We start from the raw sequence: 25,855 nt of genomic DNA on the forward strand, positions 1-25,855 counted from the left end.
GTAATACCTCAGATGAAAATTATTCACGCGCAAGCGCATCAATAGGGTTCAGTCTTGCGGCATTTCTCGCGGGTAGCCAACCAAAAATAATTCCCGTCGCGGTCGAACAGGCAAAAGCCGTGAGCAACGCCATGGGTGAAAAACCAATTTCCCAGCCGGGCAATACCAATTGTAGAGTGAAGGCAATTAATAGCGAAAGCGATATCCCTAACGCGCCTCCTACCAAACATACCAATACCGCCTCTATCAAAAACTGTTGCAGGACATCACCAGCTCTTGCCCCAACCGCCATGCGGATACCGATCTCTTTGGTGCGTTCCGTGACCGACACCAGCATGATATTCATCACGCCAATACCGCCGACCAGTAACGAGATGACCGCCACCAATGTCAGGAACAGCTGAAGAGTACGTGTGGTCTTTTCTGCCGTTTTCAACAGGCCATCCATATTGTAGGTGAAGAAATCTTTCTTACCGTGACGTAGCTGCAACAAACGATTGAGCTGCAACTCGGCTTCATGGCTGTTATAGCCCTCGTTAACACGCACCGTGATGGAGTTCAGCCAGCTTTGCCCCATCACCCGGCTAGCCATGGTGTTATACGGCAACCAGACCCGCAGGATCTTACTGCTACCAAACATCGACTGCTTCTCTTGCGCCACACCAATCACGGTTGCAGGCATATTACCGACCAACACAATTTCACCGACCACATTGGCTTTATCAGGGAACAGTTGACGTTTGGTATTGCTGTCGAGCACCACCACTTGCGCACGGCCAGCCAGTTGCTCCTCGTTAAAGGTGTTACCTTCGCTAAAAGTCATACCGTAAACGTTGAAATACTGGCTGCTGACCCCGTTTACACTCGCGGCAGCATCTACGTTGCCATAGCGCACACGCAAATTGCTTGAAAGTGAAGGTGTAGCTGAACGGACCCACGGTTGCTGGCTGATTGCCACCAGATCGTCGTATTTCAGTGCCTGCTGATACTGAGGATCGTCATCGCCGAAATCTTTGCCAGGGTAGACATCAATGGTGTTGGTACCAATGGAGCGAATGTCCTGCAACACCATCTGTTTTGCCGCATCGCCAACGATCACTATCGACACTACCGACGCGATACCAATGATTATCCCCAACATGGTCAACAGCGTACGCATTTTATTCGCCGCCAAAGCCAACCACGCCATGGTAAAGGCTTCACGAAAACTGCTTATGGTTTGCTGAAATGCCGAGTAAGTCGGCTGGATTTTCACCTCTTTTTGCGCAGCGGATTGCAGCGCGATCGGCGGAGGATTACTGATTATTTCGCCGTCACGAATTTCAATCACGCGCTGTGCCTGCGCGGCAATAGAAGGATCGTGCGTCACAATGATGACCGTATGGCCCTGCTTGCACAGTTGCTTAAGCGTTGCCATCACCTCTTCACCTGAATGGCTATCCAGCGCACCGGTCGGTTCATCGGCAAGAATCACCTGCCCGCCATTCATCAGCGCACGTGCGATACTCACCCGCTGTTGCTGACCCCCGGAAAGTTGTGAAGGCAGATAATCGACGCGTTCAGCAAGCCCCAGACGCATCAACAAAGCACGTGCACGCTGTTGACGGTAAACGCGCGCCGTTCCGGCATAGACGGCTGGCACTTCCACGTTTTGCGTGGCATTGAGATGCGAGAGCAAATGATAGCGCTGGAAGATAAAACCAAAGTGTTCACGGCGCAAAGTGGCAAGAGCGTCGCTATCGAGCAACGCCACATCTTGCCCGGCGACTTTATAGCTGCCGCTGCTGGGTTTATCGAGGCAGCCGAGAATATTCATCAGCGTTGATTTGCCTGAGCCTGAGGCTCCAACAATCGCCACCATTTCACCAACTTCAATGGTGATGTTAATGCCTTTTAGCACCTCAACTTGCTCGTCTCCGGACGGATAGCTACGGCGAATATCCCGCAGCTCAAGCAGTGCCGTCATGGTGCGCTCCCGGCAGTGGTCTTACCGATAACCACTTCTTCACCCTCGGTAAGACCCGTTGCAATTTGCACCTGAGTGTCGTTACGCATGCCGATAGTAATTTCACGATCACGGGTTTCGCCGTTGCGTAACACCGACACTTTGTAACGGTTATCGCCAACCGGCTCGCCCAGCGCCGCCAGGGGAATAGTCAGCACATCTTTCACGCCCCCCAACTGGATATGAACTTGCGCGGTCATTTCCAGTCGCAACACCCCTTGTGGGTTCGGGACTTCAAAACGTGCGTTATAGAAAATCGCATCGTTCACTTTTACCGGCGTGGGCAAAATATCGATGAGCAACCCTTCATAACGTGTTAACGGATCACCCAGCACCGTGAACCAGGCTTTTTGGCCGGGTTTAAGATGAATCACATCCGCTTCAGAAACTTGCGCCTTCACCAGCATCGTCCCCAGATCGGCAAGCGTCAGAATGTTTGGCGCTTGCTGCGCGGCAATCACCGTCTGGCCTTGTTTGGTCGTGATTTCGGTGACTTCCCCCGCCATTGGCGCAACAATCTGCGTGTAATCGAGGTTGGTTTTGGCGGTATCTAAAGAGGCCTGATTGCGTTTAATTTGCGCATCAATAGTGCCGATCTGTGCCTGCCGGACTTCAAGATCGGTCACCGCAGTGTCAAGGTCTTGTTGCGATACAGCCTGGGTTTTTGCCAGTGCACGTTGGCGATTTAACGTCACTTGAGCGAGTTTAGCCTGCGCCACGGCCTGGCGACGCTGAGCACGTAGCTCCATTAACGTCGCTTCAACTTCTTTGATTTGGTTTTGTGCCTGTTCGGGGTCAATAACCCCCAACAGTTGGTCTTTTTTCACTTTATCGCCGATATTCACCGACAGCGTTTTCAACTGCCCACTGACCTGCGCGCCGACATCGACCTTACGCAGCGCATCCAACTTCCCGGTCGCCAGCACGCTTTGCTGCAGCTCACCTTTGCGCACAATCATGGTCTGATAAACCGGCGCTGGCGTGTTCATAAATTTCCATAACCAGGCGGCCAACAGCACTACCAGCAGGCCCAGAATCCAGTAACGTTTTTTTATTTTTCCCTTGAATCTCATAAGTATCCTGCAAGCAGACGGACTATTTAAATAAAGTATCAACAAAAGTCGCAAACCCTTTTCAGCCTGGTCGCGATTGAACGTTCGTTGAATGAACACATGGTGAAATTAACCCACTGTTTCTCAACCCGGTTTCAATCATGACATCAATTGCCGAAAACGAATTCAGATCAACACCTCAACTCAATGGCTGGCAGTTGTTTCTTTCTTTAGCAAAGGGACAATGGGCGCCAGGAAGCGCATGGCGGAACCCGACATACCGCCGGAAATTTGTCCTACGGTCACTGGCTAACCCGCTTTCCACCGCACGCTTATTGAGCGAATTATCGCATCAGCCGCTGTTAGAAAAGCTGCTGACGGCGCAACCAGGCTTACCTTGCCGGGTTCATCGTCCCTATTTAACGGCAAACTTTAACGGTAAGGCAGCGGTTGATGCATTGTCTTTCCACTATGACGCCCTGACACACGCACTACCGGAACGCTTGTTAATACAACATTACTCACTTGAAGGCGCACGTTTGGCAACAATAACGGGTAAAGATGAGAACTTCTACCATCTTGATTTATGCTCGATTGCCAATCTTGATAAAGAAGGTGAAGCGACGGTCGTATTTACCGACCATGAAGGAAAAGTCCTCGCAGAATTAACCTTCACGCTGTGCCAGTTGCAGAGTCAATCCACCTTGTTTATTGGGGGGTTGCAGGGAGCAAAATCATGGGTGCCTCATGAGGCTATTCAGTGTGCCACCAAGGCATGCCATGGATTATTCCCAAAACGGTTGGTGCTGGAAGCAACCTGCCTGCTGGCTCGTCATTTCGGGGTCAGCCAAATTCTGGCAGTGAGTAACAGCGCACATATCTATCGCTCATGGCGTTATGCCAAAAAGAAAAAAGGCAAAATCCATGCCGATTACGATAGTTTCTGGGAGTCGATGAGCGGCGAATTAATGCCTGAAGGTTACTATGAACTGCCACTGGGCATAGCTCGTAAACCTATCGAAGAGATCGCCAGCAAAAAACGCGCTGAGTATCGCCGCCGCTATAGTTTATTAGATGAGATGATGGAACAAATTGAGAGCCATCTTTAAGCCAACAGCCGGGCTAATCCGCCCGGCCACGCGCCAGCCATAATACCCTCGAAAACATTTTCCGCAGCAGCGAGGGTATAGCGTCTACTCCCCGTCTTCCCGCTTCCATTGCCACTTCAATGGCTAAATCGGGTTTGGATGAGCGATGGATGGCTTTCACAATAATCCGGCGCATATTCATTGGCACGTTTTCGGGGATTTGAGCCACCCGATGGAAAACATCCGAAAACCCCTGACGATACATAAAATGTTCCATATCCATCGCAGGCAATGCGGTGAGATGTTCGCGTTCCTGATCGCGGTCGTTTTCCAGAATGCCACGCACGACAGAGGCATATTTCTTTCCCGCTTCATCACCATCCACCAGCACATGCCATTCGATCCCCATTCGCCTGGCGAACTTAATCAATGGGCGCAGACCCGATTGTGCAAACTCGATAACCTTCACCCCTTCAGCGTCGAAATGGTGCCCACACTGCCGTGCCAGCTCGTTCATGACCCAGACTTCTGTTTCCCCCTCAACTAACAGCCAACAACGCGCAAACAGCGATGAAGCACGGTTAAAGCGGATATGAAACGCAATGCGACGGCTATCTTCTGCATTCATCCCACCAGGGCCAAGCCGCCAGGCGGCAACTTTTGAAGATTCACGCACCAGCCGGCAAACGTTCTCCACGGGCGTAAGCGATAGCAACTCGCCAGAATTAGTCGTGGTGATTTTTTGCAGCGGCAGCAGGTTTAGCAAATGCCAGGCCACCGATAACATGATCGGGTGCAGACGTGTTTCCGGATCTTCCACCAGCAAAAGCGGACGGGCGTCTTTGTCCAGCGCTACGCTGCCTTTTGCCTGCAATAGCGTAGAGAACATCCCCAACAAAATCATGCGATGGGCACGGCTGTTGGGTTTGTCTATCATGCGGTTAATGATATCCAGGTAGCGCCAGCTTCGTTGTTCATCGTGCGAGCGACGACGCAACAAACGTTGATGCGCAGGAGCTCCTTGCTCAGAAAAATAGTGCTCAAGCAGCTGCACCATAGCCGATAACCCTTGCCGCAACTGCGCATCAGTGAGATTTTGCGGGCGCGAGACAAGTTCACGCGCCAGGAAATCGAGCTGGCGAGCGGTCATTTCGGTTTCTGGCATGGTGGGAATCGTGTCGTTACGTAAGCGGCGCATAAAACGCGCATCGCGCAGACGTAACACGGGATTAAGGCGGATAATTTGCTGCGCTAAATTGTCGATGTCATCCAGTTCGATAACATGACCTTTTTCATCGAGGAAGCTTCGCAGCGTCAGAATAGAGCCATCTTGCGCGAGTTCGCCGACCAGGCGATACATAATGCGATGAAAACCACCCTCACCTTCAATCCAGACCGGCGCAAGCGAGCGGTAACGTCGCCCAAGATGATGGCCTGGTGCCGTTTCCCGAAAGGTCAGAACAATATGTAAATGATGCTCCCGGCCCTGAACATCACCTGGCGGGAAATAGAAATCATCTCGCTGGAAGTGATAGAGCGTTTGGTGTGGAGACAACAATAGCGTCAATGCATCTAACAGACTGGATTTACCCCATGCGTTTTCACCAATCAGCACATTGTTTTGCTCAAGCATTAGCGAAAGACGGTTAATCCCTCTGAATCCGACAATTTCCACCTGTTCTAGAAACATAATCCCTCCAGATTGTTGATGCTTTCCTTAATCTGTCTGCACCCGGCTATATCACTCGAGTATAGCGGGAGTTAGGGCTAGAGCGCACTTCCCATTCTAAGCTCACGAATAATAAAAATGACTCAAGCTGTATTTTCTCTCAATTATTTGTCTGATTAACATAAAATGCTATCAATGCGAGAAGATTCTTAATTATTTAAAAAACCCATCTACATAAAAGTGCGCACACCCTTGTAAATAAGGGCATCTCAATGCCTCAAATCAATTTATGCGAATTTAATGGACTGGTTATTTTTAACTGAAATTATTAACATTGCAGCTCTTTTATTTATAGCCTTATTTACTTGATGGCTGTAACAAAAAATAATCAGGCAAGTATTAAAAGCATCCAGAAATAACGTGAGTGGCAGTCGCGTATCTGCACCTTGACGATGGAAGGATATTGCTTGCCCGATATTTGTTTTTTTGAAAGCTGAGGTGGTTATGTTCAGGAAGTTAGCAGCAGAGTTCTTTGGTACATTTTGGTTGGTATTTGGCGGGTGTGGGAGTGCGGTGCTCGCGGCGGCTTATCCAGAATTAGGGATTGGTTTTGTCGGTGTTGCATTAGCCTTTGGTTTAACCGTATTAACCATGGCTTATGCCGTCGGTCATATTTCCGGTGGCCATTTTAACCCTGCCGTCACGTTGGGTTTATGGGCAGGCGGTCGTTTCCCGGCAAAAGAAGTGATTGGCTATATTGTTGCGCAGGTCATCGGCGGTATCGTTGCGGCAGGTATTCTCTATTTAGTTGCCAGTGGTAAAAGCGGTTTTGATGCAGCGGCAAGTGGCTTTGCTTCAAATGGCTACGGTGAACATTCGCCAGACCATTATTCCATGATGTCAGCCATTATTATTGAAATCGTATTAACCTGCGGCTTCTTGATTGTTATTCATGGTGCAACAGACAAATTTGCCCCAGCCGGTTTTGCTCCGATTGCAATCGGCCTGGCACTGACGTTGATTCACCTGATCAGTATTCCCGTCACCAACACCTCTGTGAACCCGGCGCGCAGCACTGCTGTGGCGATTTTCCAGGGCGGCTGGGCCTTAGAACAGTTGTGGTTATTCTGGGTCATGCCAATCGTTGGCGGTATCCTCGGTGGCGTTATTTACCGCACTTTGCTGGAAAAACGTAACTAATAGACTCGCGCAGGGTGGATCCCTCTACCCTGCGCAAATAACCTTATCCCGCCAAGGGTATCCTGCATAAAAATCCTCTTTTCTCGTAGCTTTACTCATTCCCTTTCTTTGGGTAGTGTGACATATGCCGTTACTTTTTTTGTAAGGATTGTCCGCGCCATGTTTTCGGGATTGTTAATTATCTTAGTACCGCTGATCGTCGGTTATCTCATTCCTTTAAAACAAACCAGCCTGCTCAAGCTTATTAATCGCCTGCTGAGCTGGATTGTTTACGTCATTTTATTTTTCATGGGCATCAGCCTCGCATTTCTCGATAACCTGGCCAGCAATCTGTTGGCGATTTTTCAATATGCAGCAGTTAGCGTTGTCGTATTACTGCTCTGTAATGCAGCGGCGCTGCTTTGGCTGGAGCGCTCCATGCCTTGGCGGCACAGTCACCAGCAAGAACAACTCCCATCGCGTATTGCCATGGCGCTGGAATCGCTAAAACTCTGCGGTGTCGTCGTGGCAGGATTTGCGCTCGGGCTAACCGGATGGCCGATCTTTCACCACGCCACCGCGGCCAGCGAATACACGCTCATCTTCCTGCTGTTGCTGGTGGGCATCCAGTTGCGTAATAGCGGCATGACATTAAAGCAGATCGTATTAAATCGGCGCGGCATGATTGTCGCGGTGGTCGTGGCACTCAGCTCCCTGGCGGGTGGCGTTATCAACGCCTTTATACTCGACCTGCCGATTAAAACCGGTTTAGCCATGGCTTCAGGTTTCGGTTGGTACTCACTTTCCGGAATTTTGATGACGGAATCTTACGGCCCGGTGATTGGCAGTGCCGCGTTCTTCAACGATCTTGCGCGGGAACTGATTGCCATCATGTTGATTCCAGGTCTGGTACGCCGTAGCCGCTCCACGGCTCTTGGGTTGTCTGGCGCAACATCAATGGATTTCACGCTACCGGTACTGCAACGCAGTGGAGGCCTGGAAATTGTCCCCGCGGCGATTGTCCACGGTTTTATCCTTAGCTTGCTGACACCTCTGCTGATGGCATTTTTCGCCTCCTGATACCTCGTTGGCGGTAGGTTTCTGCCGCCAAATTTGCGCTAAATCAATCTCCCTCTAAGTTGCATAAAAAATCCCTTTTCCCTGCCACGCACTGAGCATAACCTTAAAGATGTATATCAAATATAACTTTAAAAGGTACGATTATGTTTTGTGTGCAATGTGAACAAACAATCCGCACCCCTGCGGGTAACGGCTGCTCTTACGCTCAGGGTATGTGTGGCAAAACAGCGGAGACATCTGATCTCCAGGATCTGTTGATTGCCACGCTGCAGGGGCTGTCTGCATGGGCCATTGCCGCACGTGAAGTCGGCATTATCGACCATGAAATCGACAACTTTGCGCCTCGCGCTTTCTTCTCTACCCTCACCAACGTTAACTTCGACTCCCCACGCATTGTCGGTTATGCGCAAGACGCTATCGCACTGCGTGAAAGCCTGAAGGCACGAAGCCTGGCAATTAACCCTAATATCACTGTCGCCAACCCAATGGCAGAGCTGCAATTGGTCAGCAACGATCTGGGCGACCTGCAACGTCAGGCCGCTGATTTCGCGCCAAACCGCGATAAAGCAGAAATTGGTGAAGATATTCTGGGTCTGCGTCTGCTGTGCCTGTACGGTCTGAAAGGCGCTGCGGCGTATATGGAACACGCTCACGTACTCGGCCAGTACGACAACGATATCTATGCCCAATACCATAAAATCATGGCGTGGCTTGGCACCTGGCCTGCGGACATGGGCGCACTGCTTGAGTGTTCCATGGAAATCGGCCAGATGAACTTCAAAGTGATGAGCATCCTGGATCATGGCGAAACCGAGAAATACGGCCATCCAACGCCAACGCAAGTTAACGTCCGTCCGGTTGCAGGCAAATGTATTTTGATTTCTGGTCACGACCTGAAAGATCTTTATAACTTGCTGGAACAAACCGAAGGGACTGGCGTAAACGTCTATACCCACGGCGAAATGTTGCCAGCACACGGCTACCCGGAACTGCGTAAATTCAAGCACCTGGTCGGTAACTACGGCAGCGGCTGGCAGAACCAGCAGACCGAATTCGCTCGCTTCCCTGGCCCTGTAGTGATGACTTCAAACTGCATCATCAACCCGGAAGTGGGTTCTTACACCGACCGCATCTGGACACGCAGCATCGTCGGCTGGCCGGGTGTGAGTCACCTCGAAGGCGATGATTTTGCACCTGTGATTACTCAGGCGCAGCAAATGGCGGGCTTCCCGTACAGCGAGATCGAACACCTGATCACCGTCGGTTTTGGCCGCCAGACTCTGTTGGGCGCTGCCGACACGCTGATTGATTTAGTCAGCCGCGAAAAACTACGCCACATCTTCCTGGTAGGTGGTTGTGACGGTGAACGTGGCGAACGCAGCTACTTCACAGATTTCGCGACCAGCGTGCCGAAAGACTGCCTGATCCTGACCCTGGCCTGCGGTAAATATCGCTTCAACAAACTGGACTTCGGCGACATCGAAGGCCTGCCACGTCTGGTGGATGCGGGTCAGTGTAACGATGCTTACTCTGCCATCATCCTTGCCGTGACTCTTGCTGAGAAACTCGGTTGTGGCGTGAACGACCTGCCGCTGAGCCTGGTGCTTTCCTGGTTCGAGCAAAAAGCGATTGTTATTCTGTTGACCCTGCTGTCGCTGGGCGTGACTAACATCGTTACCGGCCCAACCGCTCCAGGTTTCCTGACGCCAAATCTGCTGGCTGTTCTGAACGAGAAGTTTGGCCTGCGCGCCATTACTACCGTTGAAGAAGACATCAAACAGCTGATGAGCGCATAAGGAGCCGCCATGACTATGCCAACGCCACTGTGCCCGCATCGCATGCAGGTACATCATATTCACCAGGAAACGCCTGACGTCTGGACGCTGTCGCTGATTAATCACGACTTTTATCCTTACAAGGCTGGGCAATACGCACTGGTGAGTATTCGTAATAGTGACGAAACACTACGCGCTTACACGATCTCTTCGACACCCGGACTCAGCCCATTCATTACGCTGACCGTCCGTGGTATCGAGAATGGCGTTGGCTCTCAATGGCTGACGCAGGAAGTGAAAGTCGGTGATTACCTGTGGCTTTCAGAAGGCCAGGGGGAATTTACTTGCCAGGATTTCACTTCCGAACGTTTCCTGTTTTTAGCAGCCGGTTGCGGTGTGACGCCGATTATGTCGATGCGCCGCTGGTTAGCGAAACATCGTCCACAGGCTGACGTGCAGATTATTTATAACGTTCGCTCGCCGGAAGATGTGATTTTCGCGGATGAATGGCGCAATGCTCCGGTAACACTGGTCGCCGAGAATAACGCAACGCATGGCTTCATCGCCGGGCGTCTGACGCGCGATATTCTGACGACGGTTCCGGATATTGCTTCACGCACCGTCATGACCTGCGGGCCTGCGCCTTATATGGAAATGGTAGAAAAAGAAGTCAAAGCGCTTGGCGTGACAGATTTTTACTGTGAAAAATTCTTTACACCCGTTGCGGCCCCCGTAAACAGTGGTTTGAAATTCACGACACTAAAACCGCTGCGTGAGTTCTACGCCCCGGTGGGCAGTACTTTGCTGGCTGCGCTGGAAAGCAACAAAGTTCCAGTGAACGCGGCCTGCCGTGCCGGTGTTTGTGGCAGCTGTAAAACCAAAATCGACTCCGGTGATTACACGGTCAGCAGCACCATGACACTGACTCCGGCAGAAATCGCTAACGGCTATGTCCTGGCCTGCTGTTGCCACCCGCAGGGTGATTTAGTTCTCGCTTAAACCCTCTCGTGCCACTCAATCAGAGTGGCACTTTCTGCCCCGCCTCTTCTGTTTCCTTGACTAAGCTTGTTTACGTTAACTGAATCGTGACAAGGAGAAGTAATGAAACAGACTGTAGCCGCATATCTGGCAAAAACTCTTGAAAATGCAGGCGTCAAACGCATCTGGGGCGTCACGGGTGATTCTCTCAATGGCCTGAGCGACAGCCTGAACCGCATGGGTACGATTCAATGGATGCCCACACGCCATGAGGAAGTGGCCGCTTTTGCCGCAGGAGCAGAAGCCCATCTTTCAGGTGAACTGGCGGTATGCGCGGGTTCATGCGGGCCAGGTAACCTGCACTTAATCAATGGTTTATTCGACTGCCATCGCAACCGCGTGCCGGTGCTGGCGATCGCCGCACATATTCCCTCCAGCGAAATTGGCAGTGGTTATTTCCAGGAAACCCATCCCGAAGAGTTATTCCGCGAATGCAGCCATTATTGTGAACTGGTGTCATCCCCGGAACAAATTCCACAAATTTTAGCGATTGCCATGCGCAAAGCGGTGCTTAATCGTGGCGTGTCAGTGGTTGTTTTACCGGGTGACGTGGCGCTGAAACCCGCCCCTGAAACGGCTAGCACGCACTGGTATCCCGCCCCACAGCCTGTCATTGTTCCCGCACATGAAGAGCTTAAAAAGCTTGCCCAGCTACTGCGCTATAACGACAACATCGCCCTGATGTGCGGTAGCGGTTGTGCAGGAGCGCATGAGGAGCTGGTGCAATTTGCCGCGACCCTTAAAGCGCCGATTGTTCACGCTCTGCGTGGGAAGGAGCATGTCGAATATGATAATCCTTATGACGTAGGCATGACCGGGCTGATTGGCTTCTCGTCCGGGTTCCACACCATGATGAATGCCGACACGTTAATTCTGCTCGGCACCCAATTCCCCTATCGCGCCTTCTACCCGACAGACGCGAAAATCATTCAAATTGATATCAATCCGGGCAGCATCGGCGCACACAGTAAAGTTGATATGGCGCTGATCGGGGATATTAAATCCACGCTTGCGGCCCTTATTCCGCTACTGGAAGAAAAAACTGACCGCAGTTTCCTTGATAAAGCGCTGGATAATTATCGCGAAGCGCGTGAAAGCCTTGATGAACTGGCACAGCCAGGCGATGGCAACGTAATCCATCCACAATATGTCGCTCAACAAATCAGTCATTACGCCGATGATGACGCCATTTTTACCTGCGACGTAGGCACCCCGACCGTGTGGGCCGCGCGATATTTGAAAATGAACGGGAAACGTCGCCTTTTAGGTTCGTTCACTCACGGTTCAATGGCCAACGCCATGCCGCAAGCGCTGGGCGCAAAAGCCACCGAGCCGAATCGGCAGGTTGTTGCCATGTGCGGCGATGGTGGTTTCAGCATGTTGATGGGCGATTTTCTTTCGGTAGTACAAATGAAATTACCGATCAAGATTGTGGTGTTTAACAACAGCGTACTGGGTTTTGTGGCGATGGAAATGAAAGCCGGTGGCTATCTGACTGACGGCACAGAACTGCACGACACCAACTTCGCTAATATCGCCACCGCCTGCGGCATCACCGGTATTCGTGTTGAAAAAGCTGATGACCTGGATAGCGCATTGCAACGAGCTTTCAGCATTGACGGTCCGGTGCTGGTGGACGTGGTGGTGGCGAAAGAAGAATTAGCCATTCCACCGCAAATCAAACTGGAACAAGCCAAAGGATTCAGCCTCTATATGTTGCGAGCCATTATCAGTGGGCGAGGTGATGAAGTGATCGAACTGGCGAAAACGAACTGGTTCCGGTAAAACGGAGGTTTATCCCCTTCATACTTCAAGTTGCAACTTGAAGTATGAAGGGGGAACAATTCTGGATAATAAGGACCCACCGTGATTGATTTGCGCAGCGATACCGTAACCCGCCCGAGTGATGAAATGCTCAAACGTATGATGGCCGCACCGACCGGTGATGACGTCTACGGTGATGATCCTACCGTCAATGAACTACAAGATTACGCCGCTAAAATCAGTGGTAAAGAAGCCGCACTATTTCTGCCAACCGGCACTCAGGCAAACCTGGTCGCGCTGCTTAGCCACTGCGAACGCGGAGAAGAATATATTGTCGGGCAGTTGGCCCATAACTATCTGTACGAAGCCGGTGGTGCCGCAGTATTAGGCAGTATTCAACCGCAGCCCATCGATGCCAATCCAGACGGTTCATTGCCGCTCGATAAAGTCGCCGCGAAAATCAAACCTGACGATATCCACTTTGCGCGCACCAAACTGCTCAGCCTTGAAAATACCCATAACGGCAAAGTTCTGCCGCGCGAGTATCTTCAACAAGCCTGGGTCTTTAGCCGCAACCACAATCTGGCGCTGCACGTTGATGGCGCGCGTATCTTCAACGCTGTGGTGGAATATGGCTGCACGCTTGAAGAAGTGGTGCGCTACTGCGATACCTTTACCATTTGCCTCTCTAAAGGCCTGGGAACGCCGGTTGGCTCGCTGTTAGTCGGCAGCCGTGAATACATTAAGCGTGCTACTCGCTGGCGTAAAATGGTCGGCGGCGGTATGCGCCAGGCAGGTATTCTGGCAGCAGCAGGTTTGTACGCACTTGAAAACAACGTGCAGCGCCTGAAAACCGACCACGACAACGCCCACTGGCTGGCGGGCGAATTGCGCGAAATCGGCGTTGATGTCACCCGTCAGGACACCAATATGGTGTTTGTGCGCGTCCCGGTAGAGCAAGCTGAAAGCCTCGGCAAATTCATGAAAGAGCGCGGCGTTTTAATGAGTGCCGGGCCAATCACACGCCTGGTGATGCACCTTGATGTGAATCGTCAGCAGTTAGCTGAAGTGGTTTCCCACTGGCAGGCTTTTTTACAGCGCTAAGCTGAGGATCAGGGACGATGACACAGCCACAAAACATTCTGGTGCTCGGCGCAAGCGGCTATATAGGCCAACATTTGGTGCCGCAACTTGCCGCGGCCGGGCATCACGTTACGGCTGCCGCAAGGCGAGTTGAGTGGCTGGAGAAACAACCCTGGCCTGACGTGGTTTGTCGCCATGTCGATTTACAGTGGCCGGAAACCCTTCCGGCACTGCTGGAAAATGTCGATACGCTTTATTATCTGGTGCATAGCATGGGCGACGGTGCAGATTTCGTTGCCCATGAACGCCAGACCGCACTCAATTTACGCGATGCGTTGCGGGCACATCCGGTAAAACAGCTGATCTTTCTCAGTTCGCTTCAAGCTGCAGAAGGTGACGGGGATTCAGAGCATCTGCGCGCACGCCAGCTTACGGCCGATATTTTGCGTGATTCAGGCGTTCCAGTGACGGAGATCCGCGCTGGTATTATCGTCGGTGCCGGTTCCGCCGCTTTCGAAGTGATGCGCGATATGGTTTATAACTTACCGGTGCTTACACCACCGCGCTGGGTTCGTTCACGCACCACGCCCATTGCACTGGAAAATTTGCTGTATTATTTAATCGAATTACTCAACCATCCCTCACAAGAAAACCGACTTTTTGAGGCCGCTGGGCCGGAAGTGCTGAGCTATCAACAGCAATTTGAGCGCTTCATGGCGGTCAGTGGCAAACATCGCCCACTCATCCCCATTCCGCTGCCAACTCGTTGGATCTCGGTATGGTTTCTCAACATGATAACGTCCGTGCCGCCAACCATTGCCAAAGCTCTGATCCAGGGGTTGAAACACGATCTTCTGGCTGACGATCGGGCATTACGCGCGTTGATCCCTCAGCCACTCCTGAACTTTGACGATGCGGTACGCGCAACGCTTGAAGACGAGAACAAACTCGCGAACTCGCAGGACTGGGGTTATGACGCACAGGCGTTTGCCCGTTGGCGTCCAGAATACGGTTATTTCCCGAAACAAGCGGGCTGTACACTCAATACTTCTGCTGAACGGGAAGATTTATGGCGCGTGGTTAATCAGATCGGCGGTAAAGAGGGGTATTTCTTTGGCAATATTCTGTGGAAAACCCGTGGCTTAATGGATTTGCTCGTCGGTCATAAACTGGCAAAAGGCCGCCCGGCACGCGATATGCTCGAGGTGGGGGATCAGGTCGATAGCTGGAAAGTGATTATTGTCGAACCGCAAAAAGAGCTGACGTTGTTATTTGGTATGAAAGCCCCGGGACTTGGCCGACTTTCATTCACGATACGTGACAACGGTAAACATCGCTCGCTTGATGTTCGCGCATGGTGGCATCCACATGGAACAGCAGGATTATTCTACTGGTTGGTCATGATACCCGCGCATCTGTTCATTTTCCGGGGTATGGCCCGACGGATTTGTCAACTTTCCGAGCAAATGTCACATAAAGTCCGTTAACTTCTCCTAATCTTTGGTCTTCCCCATTGCAAGCGCTGCCATTTCACGGAAAAATGCGCAGCGTAAATCTCAATTAGCATGAGTTGGTCTAAATGAAGGTACTGGTAACGGGCGCAACCAGCGGTTTAGGCCGAAACGCGGTCGAATTTCTTCGCGCAAAAGGCATCAGTGTTCGGGCAACCGGGCGCAACGAAGCCATGGGAAAACTGCTGGAAAAAATGGGTGCGGAGTTTATTCGCGCTGACCTTACCGAATTGGTTTCCTCGCAGGCCAAGGTGATGCTGGCCGATGTCGATACACTCTGGCATTGCTCAAGCTTTACTTCGCCGTGGGGGACTCAGGAAGCGTTCGATCTTGCAAATGTCCGTGCCACCCGTCGCTTAGGTGAATGGGCCGTGGCCTGGGGCGTACGTAACTTCGTACACATCTCCTCACCTTCGCTCTACTTTGATTATCACCACCATCGCAACATCAGCGAAGAATTTCGCCCTGTCCGCTTTGCCAATGAATTTGCCCGCAGCAAAGCCGCCAGCGAAGAAGTGATTCAACTGCTCGCGCAATCAAACCCGCACACACGCTTTACCATTTTGCGCCCGCAAAGTCTGTTTGGCCCACATGACAAAGTCTTTTTCCCGCGCCTGGTTCAGATGATGCGCCACTACGGCAGTGTATTGTTGCCACGCGGCGGCGACGCGATGGTTGATATGACTTATATCGAGAATGCGGTGCATGCGATGTGGCTCGCAACAGAGCGTTGCGAAACGTTGCCTTCAGGGCGCGCATATAACATCACTAATATGGAAGCTCGCCCGCTGCGCGTGATCGTGCAAAAGCTGATTGATGACTTAGAGATCAAATGCCGTATTCGTTCCGTTCCTTATCCGATGCTGGATATGATCGCCCGCAGCATGGAGCGTTTTGGCAATAAATCGGCCAAAGAACCTGTGCTAACGCATTATGGGGTATCAAAACTTAATTTTGATCTCACCCTGGATACGACGCGAGCCGAAACGGAATTAGGTTATCAACCGATTGTGACGCTGGATGAAGGTATACGCCGTACCGCGCTCTGGTTGCGTGACCACGGTACGTTGCTTCGTTAAGTAAACCCTCCTGGTTGCAATTCGCAAGCCAGAGGGTTTAGCTCTGACCGTACTTTTCGAGTAGCGCTTCAGCAATGGCTAGAGTTTGTGCATCCGCATCACCGGAATATTTTGTTGGGCGGAAATGCATCTGGAAGGCCTGAATCACTCTCTTTTGTTGCTCCCACGTCATTTCAGGCGTCACTTGATAACCGTATCGCGATAACACATCGAGCAAGCCTCGCCTGTCCACGGGTTGGTAAGGCCCACGGCCATTCAGATAAAAGGCGACTCTGTTTGCATCCGGCCAGGCACCGATGCCCTGTTGTGCCAGTTGCTGCCATGGAAATAATGGGCCTGGGTCAACTTTACGTTGTGGAGCAATATCCGCATGGGCGACCACGTTTTGCGGCTGGATTTGATAACGAGCGATAATCACTTTCGCCAGTTTTTCCAGTACCGAAATTTGCGCCTCGTTGAACGGGTAAAATTGATTAACCCGTTCAACGCGCGTAAAGCCTTTATTTTCCAGCTCAATGCCAATTGATGTGTCATTGATTCGCGTCGCACCGCGCCAGAAGCTCACGCCAGCATGCCACGCCAATTCACTTTCCGGCACCAGTTGCCAGATAACCGGCTTGCCGCCAGACATCGGTGGCGTATCGGGTATCAGGTAATGAGAACTGACATTTTTGTCAGTTAAAGTGGATAACGAACCGGTGAAATCATCGGCTGTGTAGTGAATAACTAACACTTTCACGCGCGGATAGGCAGCCTGCGCAGTGTGGCTCGTGTCGACCTTAAAATCGCCCTGATCGACGACCTTTTTATCGCTAACCTCGGGCTTGCTGGAACACCCAGCAAGCACAAGCGCGATTAAAAGCATTACCAGACGACCTTTCATCGACGCGTTTTAACCGCAGTACCGGTGACGCTCACCATCAACATACTTCCTTCTTTGCCTACGGTTTCGTAATCAATATCGATGCCGACTACCGCATTGGCACCCAAACCTTCAGCTTGTTCCTGCAATTCTCTAAACGCTATCTCACGCGCTTTACGTAACTCTTTTTCGTATGCACCGGAACGGCCACCGACGATATCGCGCACTCCAGCAAAAAAGTCGCGAAAAATATTGGCGCCCAGAATCGCCTCTCCAGTTACCACGCCACAATATTCTGTAATGCTCTGCCCCTCGAGCGTTGGGGTAGTTGTAAATTGCATAAGCTTCTCCTCTCTTTGTATCAACATCTTAGCGCATTACCTGCCACGCATTTTGACAACGATACGCTATGCTAAGTTAGTCCTCCTGAGAAGATAAGGAAATAAAAATGCGCAGCTCAGTTTTGGTTCTTCTTCCGTGCGCGATGTTACTCACGGCCTGTACTACTCCCGTAACGCCCGCTTTTAAAGACATTGGCACCCACAGCGGCCCTTGCATTGACGGTGGCCCGGATAGCGTGGCGCAGAAATTTTACGATTATCAAATAAGCCATAAAGCCCAGGGCAGCAGCGCGATTACCGCCTTACGCCCCTATATGAGTGACAGTCTGGCGCAGCAAATGCAAAAAGCCAGCGCGTCGCCTAATGCGCAAAATGACTTTATGCGCAGCAACATGTTTACCAGCAACGCAGATGGCGCAGACAGTGCCGCAGTCGCCTCCGCGTCTACCATTCCTAACACCGATGCACGCAATATCCCGCTGCGTGTAAATCTCACTAAAGGCAGTCAAAGCTGGCAAGATGAAGTGCTGATGATTCGCGAAGGCCAGTGTTGGGCAGTCGATGACGTGCGTTATCTTGGTGTAAACAACCATGCGCCTTCTGGCAGCCTGCGTCAGGCCATAGAAACCGAGTAATTTCCCCTGCGGGAGAGGGAAGGTAACCCTTGTAAATAGTCTGGAATTTTTCAATAACTCCGACATTTATTCTTACCTCCCTCCCGCCTCGCTATTTTGTGCTACCTTTAATGCACGCGAGTAGTTATTTTTAGGTTTTAACGCACAAAGATTGCATAACTATTCTGTTAAAGGTACCCTTTGCGGCTTCAATTGCTATTCAACTTATGCGCATGAGTATTCAACTAAACGGCATTAATTGTTTTTACGGCGCACATCAAGCGCTGTTCGATATCACTCTTAGTTGCCCACAGGGCGAAACGCTGGTGCTGCTTGGTCCAAGCGGCGCAGGCAAAAGCTCGCTTCTGCGCGTACTCAATCTGCTTGAGATGCCGCGTTCAGGGCAACTCACTATTGCAGACAACCATTTCGATTTTGCAAAAGCGCCTGGCGATAAAGCCATCCGTGAACTGCGTCGCAACGTGGGTATGGTGTTCCAGCAATACAATCTTTGGCCACATCTCACCGTGCTGCAAAACCTGATGGAAGCACCTTGCCGCGTCCTTGGGATCAGCAAAGATGAAGCACGCCTTCGCGCCGATAAACTGCTTGAGCGTTTACGCCTGAAACCTTATATGGACAGGTATCCGCTCCACCTTTCCGGTGGTCAGCAGCAGCGTGTCGCGATTGCTCGTGCATTGATGATGGAACCACAGATCCTGCTGTTCGATGAACCGACCGCAGCACTGGACCCAGAAATCACCGCGCAAATCGTCAGCATCATTCGTGAGTTGGCTGAAACCAACATCACTCAGGTCATCGTTACCCACGAAGTCGAAGTTGCGCGTAAAACCGCAAGCCGCGTGGTTTACATGGAAAATGGCCACATCGTTGAACAAGGTGATGCGAGTTGCTTCGCAAAACCACAGACCGAAGCGTTTAAATTCTATCTGTCACACTGATGTATCCGGGAAAATAACCATGAAAAAAGTTCTGCTTGCCACATTATTAGCCAGCCTGAGCCTTTCCGCGACGGCTGCACAAACTATTCGTTTCGCTATGGAAGCGTCTTACCCTCCGTTTGAATCTATGGATGCCAGCAACAAGATCGTTGGTTTTGATGTCGATTTAGCGAACGCGCTGTGTAAAGAGATCGATGCAACCTGTACTTTCAGCAACCAGGCTTTTGACAGCCTAATCCCAAGCCTGAAATTCCGCCGTATCGACGCGGTTATCTCGGGTATGGATATCACTCCAGAGCGTGAAAAACAGGTTCTGTTCAGCAGCCCGTATTATGAAAACTCTGCTTTGTTTGTCGGCCAGAAAGGCAAAATTGCTGATATTAGTGCGCTGAAAGGCAAAAAAGTGGGTATGCAGAACGGCTCCACGCATCAAAAATTCATCATGGATAAACATCCAGAAATTACCACCGTTCCTTATGACAGCTACATGAACGCCAAGCTGGATATGGAAAGCGGCCGTATTGACGCCGTATTTGGTGACACAGCTGTGGTCACCGAATGGCTGAAAGCCGATCCTAAACTGGCCGCTATTGGCGATAAAGTCACGGATAAAGACTACTTCGGTACCGGTTTGGGTATCGCTGTTCGTCAGGGCAACACTGACCTGCAAGCGAAATTCAACACCGCGCTGGAAAAAGTGAAGCAAGATGGGACGTACAAAACCATCTACGAAAAATGGTTCCAGAAGTAATCTGAATGAACGAAATGTTTACTTTAGCGAGCGCCGCCGGGATGACCGTCGGCCTTGCCGTTTGTGCGCTGATCATCGGTCTGGCTCTGGCGATGATTTTTGCCGTGTGGGAGTCTGCAAAATGGCGTCCGATTGCCTGGCTGGGTTCAGCTTGGGTAACGGTGCTGCGCGGCTTGCCTGAAATTCTGGTGGTGCTGTTTATTTATTTCGGCTCCTCACAGTTGCTGCTGATCCTCTCAGATGGTTTTGTGCTCAACCTCGGTTTGGCGCAAATCCCTATCCAATTACAGATTGAGAATTTCGATGTCAGCCCGTTCCTGTGCGGCGTGATCGCACTTTCCCTGCTCTACTCGGCTTATGCTTCGCAGACTTTGCGTGGTGCACTCAAAGCCGTGCCCATTGGGCAATGGGAGTCCGGCCAGGCGTTAGGTTTATCGAAAGCCGCCATTTTCTTCCGTCTGGTGATGCCGCAAATGTGGCGTCATGCGCTACCAGGATTAGGTAATCAGTGGCTGGTATTGCTAAAAGATACTGCACTGGTTTCGCTGATTAGCGTCAACGATTTGATGTTACAGACTAAAAGTATCGCCACCCGTACTCAGGAGCCGTTTACCTGGTATGTGGTTGCTGCCGCGATCTACCTCGTGATCACCCTCATCAGCCAGTACGTTCTTAAGCGTATTGACCAACGAGCGACACGTTTTGAACGGAGACCCGGCTGATGCTTGAGTATTTACCGGAACTGTTGAAAGGTCTGCACACCAGCCTGACACTCACTGCGGCATCCATTGTTGTCGCGCTGATTTTAGCGCTATTTTTCACCATCGTTTTGACGCTGAAAACCCCGGTGCTGGTGTGGATTGTCCGTGGCTATATCACGCTGTTCACCGGCACTCCGCTGCTGGTGCAAATCTTCCTGATTTACTACGGCCCAGGTCAATTTCCGTCGATTCAAAACTACCCTGTTTTATGGCACCTGCTTTCTGAACCGTGGCTGTGCGCATTGATTGCGCTGTCTTTAAACAGTGCAGCCTACACCACGCAACTGTTTTACGGTGCTATTCGCGCTATTCCTGATGGCCAGTGGCAGTCGTGCGACGCTTTGGGTATGAGCAAGAAAGATACCCTCGCGATTTTGCTGCCATATGCATTTAAACGTGCACTTTCTTCTTACTCGAACGAAGTGGTTTTAGTGTTTAAAAGTACTTCTCTGGCGTACACCATTACGCTGATGGAAGTCATGGGCCACGGGCAACTTCTGTACGGTCGCACTTACGATGTGATGGTATTCGGTGCCGCAGGTTTGGTTTATCTGGTCGTTAACGGATTACTCACGCTGTTAATGCGAGTGATAGAGCGCCGGGCGCTGGCGTTTGAACGCCGTAATTAAGATATCGTTAATCACTCAAAAAGGCGGGGGCTTCCCCGCCTTTTTTGTATCTCAATAAATATAATTATACATTTTATTTGCATATAAATTCATTTGCTGGCATGATTTTTTTACGCCGAGAAACGGTGAAAACAATAAAACACGACAGACGGGAGCAACACAAATGAAGAAGTTTATTTTGGCCGCCATGTTCGCTACAGCCGCATTCAACGTGGCCGCAGCCGACAAAATCAACTTTGGTTCTTCTGCCACTTATCCGCCATTTGAATCACTTGATGCTAATAATCAGATCGTCGGTTTTGATATCGACCTGGCTAAAGCTTTATGCAAACAAATGCAGGCAGAGTGCACGTTCACAAACCACGCATTTGACAGTTTGATCCCGTCACTTAAATTCCGCAAATATGACGCGGTGATTTCAGGTATGGATATTACGCCTGAACGTAGCAAGCAAGTTTCCTTTACCACACCCTACTACGCCAACTCGGCGGTAGTAATTGCCAAAAAAGGTGCGTTTAACTCTTTTGATGAACTGAAAGGTAAGCGTATCGGTATGGAAAATGGCACCACACACCAGAAATATCTCCAGGAAAAGCATCCGGAGATTAAAACAGTTTCTTACGATAGCTACCAGAATGCGATTATCGACCTGAAAAATGGCCGTATTGATGGGGTATTTGGTGACACGGCGGTGGTAAATGAGTGGCTGAAAACCAACCCGCAATTAGGAACTGTTGGCAGTCACGTTACCGATGCAGAATATTTTGGAACTGGGCTGGGTATTGCAGTACGCCCGGATAACCCGGCACTATTAACGAAATTGAATACGGCGTTGGCAGCAATTAAAGCTGACGGGACATATCAGAAGATCAGTGCCCAGTGGTTCCCTCAGTAAAAGATGCCCTCACCCCGCCCCTCTCCCACAGGAGAGGGTGAAAAGAAAAGTGAAAAAGAAGATCCCCTCTCCCATGGAAGAGGGTGAAAAGAAAAGTGAAAAAGAAGATCCCCTCTCCCATGGAAGAGGGTGAAAAGAAAAGTGGAAAAGAAGATCCCCTCTCCTTTGGGAGAGGGTTAGGGTGAGGGGAAAAACTAAGCTCGCACCAACAGCGTCAACACTTCGTAATGCGCCGTGTGCGGGAACATATCGAACAATTGCACACGTTCTACCCGATATTCCGTCAACGACGCAATATCCCGCGCCATCGTCTGCGCATTGCAGCTTGAATAGATAATGTATTTCGGGGCCATGTTATTCAAAAAATAACAGAGTGCCTGGCCAATTCCACGCCGTGGAGGATTCACTAAGACCAGATCGGGTACATCGTGCTGTTCAGTGGCAAATTTCGTTGAATCCAATGCCTGGAAGTGAATATCCGTTAATCCAAGTTTTTCCGCTGACTGACGTGCACAGGCAATCGCCTCAGGGGCAATTTCAATTCCGGTCAGTTTCATTTCTGGCGTTGCACAGTGCAGGCCAAACCCGCCAACCCCGCAGAACAAATCCCACATATGTTTGACGGGCAGACCACGTACCCAGTCACGAGCCGTGGCGTACAAAGATGCCGCAACGGTTGGGTTCGTCTGGAAGAAGCTTTGCGGACGAATATACAGCGGCACACCGTTAAACTGTTCTTCCAGCGCTTGCTGTTCGGTTAATGGGATTTCCTGCTCGCCTTCCATAATCGCCATATGCACCGGCTGAATGTTGGCAGAAATCACTTTTAGCTGCGGGAGCTGTTGCTGCAACCACGGGAGTGCAGCACGGAGCTGTTCCAGTTTTGCTTCTGAACGCAGGACAAAACGCAGCATCATGCCGCCGTCTAACTGACTTTCCGTTAACAGCAGATATTTCAATTCACCGCGTTTACGCGCCACGTTATACGGCGTAAGTCCCGCACGTGCGATAAACGGTTTTAGTACAGTAAACACAGCCTGAAATGAAGCCGGATACAGCGGGCATTCGGTTAAATCTTCAGGTCTACCATCGCGATGCAGCATTCCCAACAGAGGTTTCTCTACGCTGCCGCTGACTACCATTTTGGCTTTATTGCGGAATGCCTGCTCAGGGCCACTGGCTGGCGCGCACCACTCTTGCACCGCAATACCCTCCAGCAAATGCTGAAGTTCCTTCATCTTGGCGGTGAGTTGTTCGGAAATCGGCTGTTCAATCCACTGACAAGAGCGGCAGCGATTAGCCTGATAGAGTGCGCAATGCATAATGACATCCTGAAACCGGGGGGCGTAGATTGTAGCACTACGCATTCATTGAAGTTTAAAAAAAAGCCGACTCCGAGAAGGGATAAATAGCAAAAATAGCACCAACAAATCGGGTAGTTTCTGCGTCATGAGTGAACGGAATATTTCTCGTTTTGACTCACCAGGGATACTGAATAGTTCAGGATACCCCCAGCCGAGTGACGCGGCCCATAAATAGCTAACGGTAATTACCTGCGTGGCAAGAAACAGCCAGCGTCCCCAATTACGCCCTTTCATGATGACAAACGCACAGCGTAATTCGATACACAGCATCACCAGGCTACCGAGGAAAATCAGCGTCAGGCTCCAGGTTTGCACGCTACGATGAATAAAATCAAGCACTCCACTCACACCGAGCATGTTGAAAATCAACATCAAATCGAGGATTCGTGTAGTAAGAATAGCAATCGCCGCCACCAGCACTAATGTGGGAGCGTTCAATTTTGCTTGTGTTTGACTTCGTTTCCTGAAAATTTCCGCAAACCTCGTGTTCCATACGACACAGTGCCGCGACAAGCGCGGCACTGTGGGTTTTACCAGATTTTAAACCTTTCAGCTATGCCTTGCACGTTGGATGTCGCGCAGACGTTGCTTTTCTGCTCGCGCCATAAACCACCAGGCAATCAATCCGATAATCCCAACAACGCCTAAAATTATAGACGCCAATGCGTTTATTTCAGGATTCACCCCCATTCGCACACTTGAGAATACCAGCATCGGTAACGTTGTCGCACCCGGCCCTGAGACAAAACTTGCGATGACAAGATCATCAAGCGAGAGGGTGAACGCCAGCAGCCAACCGGAGACAATCGCTGGCGCAATCATCGGAACGGTGATGACAAAGAAGACCTTCAACGGGGTTGCGCCAAGGTCCATAGCGGCTTCTTCGATTGAGTGATCCAACTCCCGCAAGCGCGAGCTGATGACCACAGAAACGTAAGCCGTACAAAACGTCACATGCGCCAGCCAAATCGTCAGCATGCCACGGTCACTTGGCCAGCCAATCGCGTGTCCCAACGCCACAAACAGCAACAACAGTGAAAGACCGGTGATGACATCAGGCATAACCAGCGGCGCGGTAAGCATGAAGGCAAAACCCGTGGAGCCACGGAATTTACCAAAACGCACCATAACGACGGCGGCAATAGTCCCAAGGATCACCGCGGCCGTCGCCGCTGCTGCCGCGATAGTTAAACTTAGTCCCACGGCGTTCATCATCGCGGAGTCCTGGAACAATTCGACATACCAGCGTGTCGACCACCCCGCCCAGACAGTCACCAGTTTTGAGCTGTTAAATGAATAGATAACCAGCATCAGCATCGGTGCATAGAGGAAGGTGAATCCAATGACTAAAATCACAATGCGCCACGGTGAACGCACTACCGGTAAATTGTTCATGCGTGGTCCTCCGCAGCTTTGTTTTGATATTTGTGGAACCACATGATCGGCACTATCAACAGGATAAGCATGGTTATCGCTACCGCTGATGCAACAGGCCAATCCCGGTTGTTGAAGAACTCCTGCCACAGGACACGACCAATCATGATGCTATCTGGCCCGCCAAGCAGTTCCGGTATAACAAACTCCCCCACCGCCGGAATAAACACCAGCATGGAGCCCGCGACAATGCCGCCTTTGGTCAGTGGCACGATTACGCTGAAGAAGGTTTTCAGCGGACGAGCCCCCAAATCTAAGGACGCTTCCACTAACGAGTAATCGAGTCGCGTCAGCGCGGTATAAATTGGCAACACCATAAACGGCAAATAGGCATAAACAATACCGATATAGACCGCAAGATTGGTATGTAGAATCACCAATGGCTGGTCAATCACGCCCAGCCACATCAATACGTTGTTCAGTACACCGTTATTTTTCAGTATTCCCATCCATGCATAAACGCGGATCAGGAAGGAGGTCCAGGAAGGTAAAATCACCAGCAACAACAGAATGTTACGCGTTGATGATTTGCTATGTGCCACCGCCCAAGCCAGCGGATATCCCAGCAGTAGACAGCATAGAGTAGATATCCCAGCGACTTGCAGCGACTGCAAATAGGCTTCTGCATATAACGGATCGTCGGTTAACTGGAGATAGTTCGCCAGATTCAACGCCAGTGAAATCTGATCGTCAGCCCAGGTGATGAGATCGGTATAAGGCGGAATCGATCGTGCGATATCAGCAAAACTTATCTTGAATACAATCAAGAACGGCAGCATAAACAGCAAAATCAGCCACAAATACGGCAATGCAATCACAACCTTACGGCCATGGAGCATTTGCATTTTTGCCAGCCACATTTTAAAACTGTTGGCCGGTGGCTCGGCCGGGCGTTCAGTAATCGTGCTCATTTCGCCCC

General features: G+C 50.8%; 24 protein-coding genes. 15 read left to right on the forward strand and 9 right to left on the reverse strand.

The window, feature by feature from the left end:
- Nucleotides 1-19 precede the first annotated feature (19 nt).
- On the reverse strand, nucleotides 20-1,966 hold the full coding sequence (gene macB / locus OH773_RS14695) for a macrolide ABC transporter ATP-binding protein/permease MacB (protein WP_270139521.1): 1,947 nt from the start codon (nucleotides 1,964-1,966) through the stop codon (nucleotides 20-22).
- Nucleotides 1,963-3,078 carry a macrolide transporter subunit MacA gene (gene macA / locus OH773_RS14700; RefSeq protein WP_270139522.1) on the reverse strand — a complete coding sequence of 372 codons (1,116 nt, stop codon included), beginning with the start codon at nucleotides 3,076-3,078 and terminating at the stop codon, nucleotides 1,963-1,965. The genes macB and macA overlap by 4 nt, the downstream gene beginning before the upstream one ends.
- 140 nt (nucleotides 3,079-3,218) lie before the next feature.
- Between macA and OH773_RS14705 the strand changes: the two genes are divergently transcribed.
- The gene (locus OH773_RS14705; RefSeq protein ID WP_270139523.1) at nucleotides 3,219-4,166 is read left to right on the forward strand and encodes a VirK/YbjX family protein; all 948 of its coding nucleotides are present in this window, start codon (nucleotides 3,219-3,221) and stop codon (nucleotides 4,164-4,166) included.
- A gap of 13 nt (nucleotides 4,167-4,179) precedes the next feature.
- Here the strand turns inward: OH773_RS14705 and OH773_RS14710 are convergent, their stop codons facing one another.
- Nucleotides 4,180-5,835: an ATP-dependent endonuclease gene (locus tag OH773_RS14710; protein WP_270139524.1), complete on the reverse strand. Its 1,656-nt coding sequence runs from the start codon at nucleotides 5,833-5,835 to the stop codon at nucleotides 4,180-4,182.
- Between the two features lie 483 nt (nucleotides 5,836-6,318).
- Here OH773_RS14710 and aqpZ point away from each other — a divergent pair, with 483 nt between their 5' ends.
- The 8 genes from aqpZ to OH773_RS14750 all read left to right on the forward strand — a co-directional run bounded on the left by aqpZ (nucleotide 6,319) and on the right by OH773_RS14750 (nucleotide 16,323).
- Complete coding sequence (aqpZ, locus tag OH773_RS14715; RefSeq protein ID WP_270139525.1) at nucleotides 6,319-7,014, forward strand: aquaporin Z; 696 nt, start codon at nucleotides 6,319-6,321, stop codon at nucleotides 7,012-7,014.
- Between the two features lie 159 nt (nucleotides 7,015-7,173).
- On the forward strand, nucleotides 7,174-8,073 hold the full coding sequence (locus tag OH773_RS14720) for a lysine exporter LysO family protein (protein ID WP_183270902.1): 900 nt from the start codon (nucleotides 7,174-7,176) through the stop codon (nucleotides 8,071-8,073).
- Nucleotides 8,074-8,216: 143 nt separating this feature from the next.
- Nucleotides 8,217-9,869 (forward strand): hydroxylamine reductase, encoded by a 1,653-nt coding sequence (gene hcp / locus OH773_RS14725; protein WP_270139526.1) that lies wholly within the window; start codon nucleotides 8,217-8,219, stop codon nucleotides 9,867-9,869.
- Between the two features lie 9 nt (nucleotides 9,870-9,878).
- Entirely contained in the window at nucleotides 9,879-10,847 is a 969-nt protein-coding gene (gene hcr / locus OH773_RS14730) for an NADH oxidoreductase (protein ID WP_270139527.1), read from the forward strand.
- A 102-nt stretch (nucleotides 10,848-10,949) separates the two neighbouring features.
- Nucleotides 10,950-12,671, forward strand: a complete 1,722-nt coding sequence (poxB, locus tag OH773_RS14735) for a ubiquinone-dependent pyruvate dehydrogenase (protein WP_270139528.1) — start codon at nucleotides 10,950-10,952, stop codon at nucleotides 12,669-12,671.
- Between the two features lie 81 nt (nucleotides 12,672-12,752).
- Complete coding sequence (gene ltaE, locus OH773_RS14740; RefSeq protein WP_270139529.1) at nucleotides 12,753-13,754, forward strand: low-specificity L-threonine aldolase; 1,002 nt, start codon at nucleotides 12,753-12,755, stop codon at nucleotides 13,752-13,754.
- 17 nt (nucleotides 13,755-13,771) lie between these two features.
- Nucleotides 13,772-15,220: an SDR family oxidoreductase gene (locus OH773_RS14745; protein ID WP_270139530.1), complete on the forward strand. Its 1,449-nt coding sequence runs from the start codon at nucleotides 13,772-13,774 to the stop codon at nucleotides 15,218-15,220.
- Nucleotides 15,221-15,312: 92 nt separating this feature from the next.
- A complete protein-coding gene (locus OH773_RS14750; RefSeq protein WP_270139531.1) occupies nucleotides 15,313-16,323 on the forward strand; it encodes an NAD-dependent epimerase/dehydratase family protein in 1,011 nt (336 codons plus the stop codon).
- Nucleotides 16,324-16,360: 37 nt separating this feature from the next.
- Here the strand turns inward: OH773_RS14750 and OH773_RS14755 are convergent, their stop codons facing one another.
- Nucleotides 16,361-17,206 (reverse strand): N-acetylmuramoyl-L-alanine amidase, encoded by an 846-nt coding sequence (locus tag OH773_RS14755; RefSeq protein WP_270139532.1) that lies wholly within the window; start codon nucleotides 17,204-17,206, stop codon nucleotides 16,361-16,363.
- The gene (locus OH773_RS14760) at nucleotides 17,203-17,526 is read right to left on the reverse strand and encodes a heavy metal-binding domain-containing protein (RefSeq protein WP_183270910.1); all 324 of its coding nucleotides are present in this window, start codon (nucleotides 17,524-17,526) and stop codon (nucleotides 17,203-17,205) included. Before OH773_RS14760 ends, OH773_RS14755 begins: the two co-directional genes overlap by 4 nt.
- A 107-nt stretch (nucleotides 17,527-17,633) precedes the next feature.
- Here OH773_RS14760 and OH773_RS14765 point away from each other — a divergent pair, with 107 nt between their 5' ends.
- From OH773_RS14765 to artJ (OH773_RS14790), 6 genes are all read left to right on the forward strand, one after another.
- The gene (locus OH773_RS14765) at nucleotides 17,634-18,161 is read left to right on the forward strand and encodes a lipoprotein (RefSeq protein WP_270139533.1); all 528 of its coding nucleotides are present in this window, start codon (nucleotides 17,634-17,636) and stop codon (nucleotides 18,159-18,161) included.
- Between the two features lie 212 nt (nucleotides 18,162-18,373).
- Entirely contained in the window at nucleotides 18,374-19,102 is a 729-nt protein-coding gene (gene artP, locus OH773_RS14770; RefSeq protein WP_064557670.1) for an arginine ABC transporter ATP-binding protein ArtP, read from the forward strand.
- Nucleotides 19,103-19,121: 19 nt separating this feature from the next.
- Nucleotides 19,122-19,853 carry an arginine ABC transporter substrate-binding protein gene (gene artJ / locus OH773_RS14775; protein WP_064557457.1) on the forward strand — a complete coding sequence of 244 codons (732 nt, stop codon included), beginning with the start codon at nucleotides 19,122-19,124 and terminating at the stop codon, nucleotides 19,851-19,853.
- A 5-nt stretch (nucleotides 19,854-19,858) separates the two neighbouring features.
- Nucleotides 19,859-20,575, forward strand: a complete 717-nt coding sequence (gene artQ / locus OH773_RS14780; protein WP_270139535.1) for an arginine ABC transporter permease ArtQ — start codon at nucleotides 19,859-19,861, stop codon at nucleotides 20,573-20,575.
- A complete protein-coding gene (gene artM / locus OH773_RS14785; RefSeq protein ID WP_270139536.1) occupies nucleotides 20,575-21,243 on the forward strand; it encodes an arginine ABC transporter permease ArtM in 669 nt (222 codons plus the stop codon). Before artQ ends, artM begins: the two co-directional genes overlap by 1 nt.
- Before the next feature lie 163 nt (nucleotides 21,244-21,406).
- On the forward strand, nucleotides 21,407-22,138 hold the full coding sequence (artJ, locus tag OH773_RS14790; RefSeq protein ID WP_183270914.1) for an arginine ABC transporter substrate-binding protein ArtJ: 732 nt from the start codon (nucleotides 21,407-21,409) through the stop codon (nucleotides 22,136-22,138).
- Between the two features lie 194 nt (nucleotides 22,139-22,332).
- Here artJ (OH773_RS14790) and rlmC read toward each other — a convergent pair whose 3' ends face one another.
- From rlmC to potH, 4 genes are all read right to left on the reverse strand, one after another.
- Nucleotides 22,333-23,460 carry a 23S rRNA (uracil(747)-C(5))-methyltransferase RlmC gene (rlmC, locus tag OH773_RS14795; protein WP_270139537.1) on the reverse strand — a complete coding sequence of 376 codons (1,128 nt, stop codon included), beginning with the start codon at nucleotides 23,458-23,460 and terminating at the stop codon, nucleotides 22,333-22,335.
- A gap of 45 nt (nucleotides 23,461-23,505) precedes the next feature.
- Complete coding sequence (locus tag OH773_RS14800) at nucleotides 23,506-23,940, reverse strand: YbjO family protein (RefSeq protein WP_255459255.1); 435 nt, start codon at nucleotides 23,938-23,940, stop codon at nucleotides 23,506-23,508.
- Between the two features lie 111 nt (nucleotides 23,941-24,051).
- Nucleotides 24,052-24,897 (reverse strand): putrescine ABC transporter permease PotI, encoded by an 846-nt coding sequence (gene potI, locus OH773_RS14805; protein ID WP_270139538.1) that lies wholly within the window; start codon nucleotides 24,895-24,897, stop codon nucleotides 24,052-24,054.
- Nucleotides 24,894-25,847 (reverse strand): putrescine ABC transporter permease PotH, encoded by a 954-nt coding sequence (gene potH / locus OH773_RS14810; RefSeq protein WP_270139539.1) that lies wholly within the window; start codon nucleotides 25,845-25,847, stop codon nucleotides 24,894-24,896. The genes potI and potH overlap by 4 nt, the downstream gene beginning before the upstream one ends.
- Between the last annotated feature and the right edge of the window lie 8 nt (nucleotides 25,848-25,855).

This window comes from Buttiauxella sp. WJP83, assembly GCF_027594725.1.
Lineage (GTDB): Bacteria > Pseudomonadota > Gammaproteobacteria > Enterobacterales > Enterobacteriaceae > Buttiauxella > Buttiauxella selenatireducens.

Coding starts and splice junctions, on each gene's coding strand:
- macB (WP_270139521.1), bottom strand. CDS start 1,966: ATGACGGCACTGCTTGAGCTGCGGGATATTCGCCGTAGCTATCCGTCC.
- macA (WP_270139522.1), bottom strand. CDS start 3,078: ATGAGATTCAAGGGAAAAATAAAAAAACGTTACTGGATTCTGGGCCTG.
- OH773_RS14705 (WP_270139523.1), top strand. CDS start 3,219: ATGACATCAATTGCCGAAAACGAATTCAGATCAACACCTCAACTCAAT.
- OH773_RS14710 (WP_270139524.1), bottom strand. CDS start 5,835: ATGTTTCTAGAACAGGTGGAAATTGTCGGATTCAGAGGGATTAACCGT.
- aqpZ (WP_270139525.1), top strand. CDS start 6,319: ATGTTCAGGAAGTTAGCAGCAGAGTTCTTTGGTACATTTTGGTTGGTA.
- OH773_RS14720 (WP_183270902.1), top strand. CDS start 7,174: ATGTTTTCGGGATTGTTAATTATCTTAGTACCGCTGATCGTCGGTTAT.
- hcp (WP_270139526.1), top strand. CDS start 8,217: ATGTTTTGTGTGCAATGTGAACAAACAATCCGCACCCCTGCGGGTAAC.
- hcr (WP_270139527.1), top strand. CDS start 9,879: ATGACTATGCCAACGCCACTGTGCCCGCATCGCATGCAGGTACATCAT.
- poxB (WP_270139528.1), top strand. CDS start 10,950: ATGAAACAGACTGTAGCCGCATATCTGGCAAAAACTCTTGAAAATGCA.
- OH773_RS14745 (WP_270139530.1), top strand. CDS start 13,772: ATGACACAGCCACAAAACATTCTGGTGCTCGGCGCAAGCGGCTATATA.
- OH773_RS14750 (WP_270139531.1), top strand. CDS start 15,313: ATGAAGGTACTGGTAACGGGCGCAACCAGCGGTTTAGGCCGAAACGCG.
- OH773_RS14755 (WP_270139532.1), bottom strand. CDS start 17,206: ATGAAAGGTCGTCTGGTAATGCTTTTAATCGCGCTTGTGCTTGCTGGG.
- OH773_RS14760 (WP_183270910.1), bottom strand. CDS start 17,526: ATGCAATTTACAACTACCCCAACGCTCGAGGGGCAGAGCATTACAGAA.
- OH773_RS14765 (WP_270139533.1), top strand. CDS start 17,634: ATGCGCAGCTCAGTTTTGGTTCTTCTTCCGTGCGCGATGTTACTCACG.
- artP (WP_064557670.1), top strand. CDS start 18,374: ATGAGTATTCAACTAAACGGCATTAATTGTTTTTACGGCGCACATCAA.
- artJ (WP_064557457.1), top strand. CDS start 19,122: ATGAAAAAAGTTCTGCTTGCCACATTATTAGCCAGCCTGAGCCTTTCC.
- artQ (WP_270139535.1), top strand. CDS start 19,859: ATGAACGAAATGTTTACTTTAGCGAGCGCCGCCGGGATGACCGTCGGC.
- artM (WP_270139536.1), top strand. CDS start 20,575: ATGCTTGAGTATTTACCGGAACTGTTGAAAGGTCTGCACACCAGCCTG.
- artJ (WP_183270914.1), top strand. CDS start 21,407: ATGAAGAAGTTTATTTTGGCCGCCATGTTCGCTACAGCCGCATTCAAC.
- rlmC (WP_270139537.1), bottom strand. CDS start 23,460: ATGCATTGCGCACTCTATCAGGCTAATCGCTGCCGCTCTTGTCAGTGG.
- potI (WP_270139538.1), bottom strand. CDS start 24,897: ATGAACAATTTACCGGTAGTGCGTTCACCGTGGCGCATTGTGATTTTA.
- potH (WP_270139539.1), bottom strand. CDS start 25,847: ATGAGCACGATTACTGAACGCCCGGCCGAGCCACCGGCCAACAGTTTT.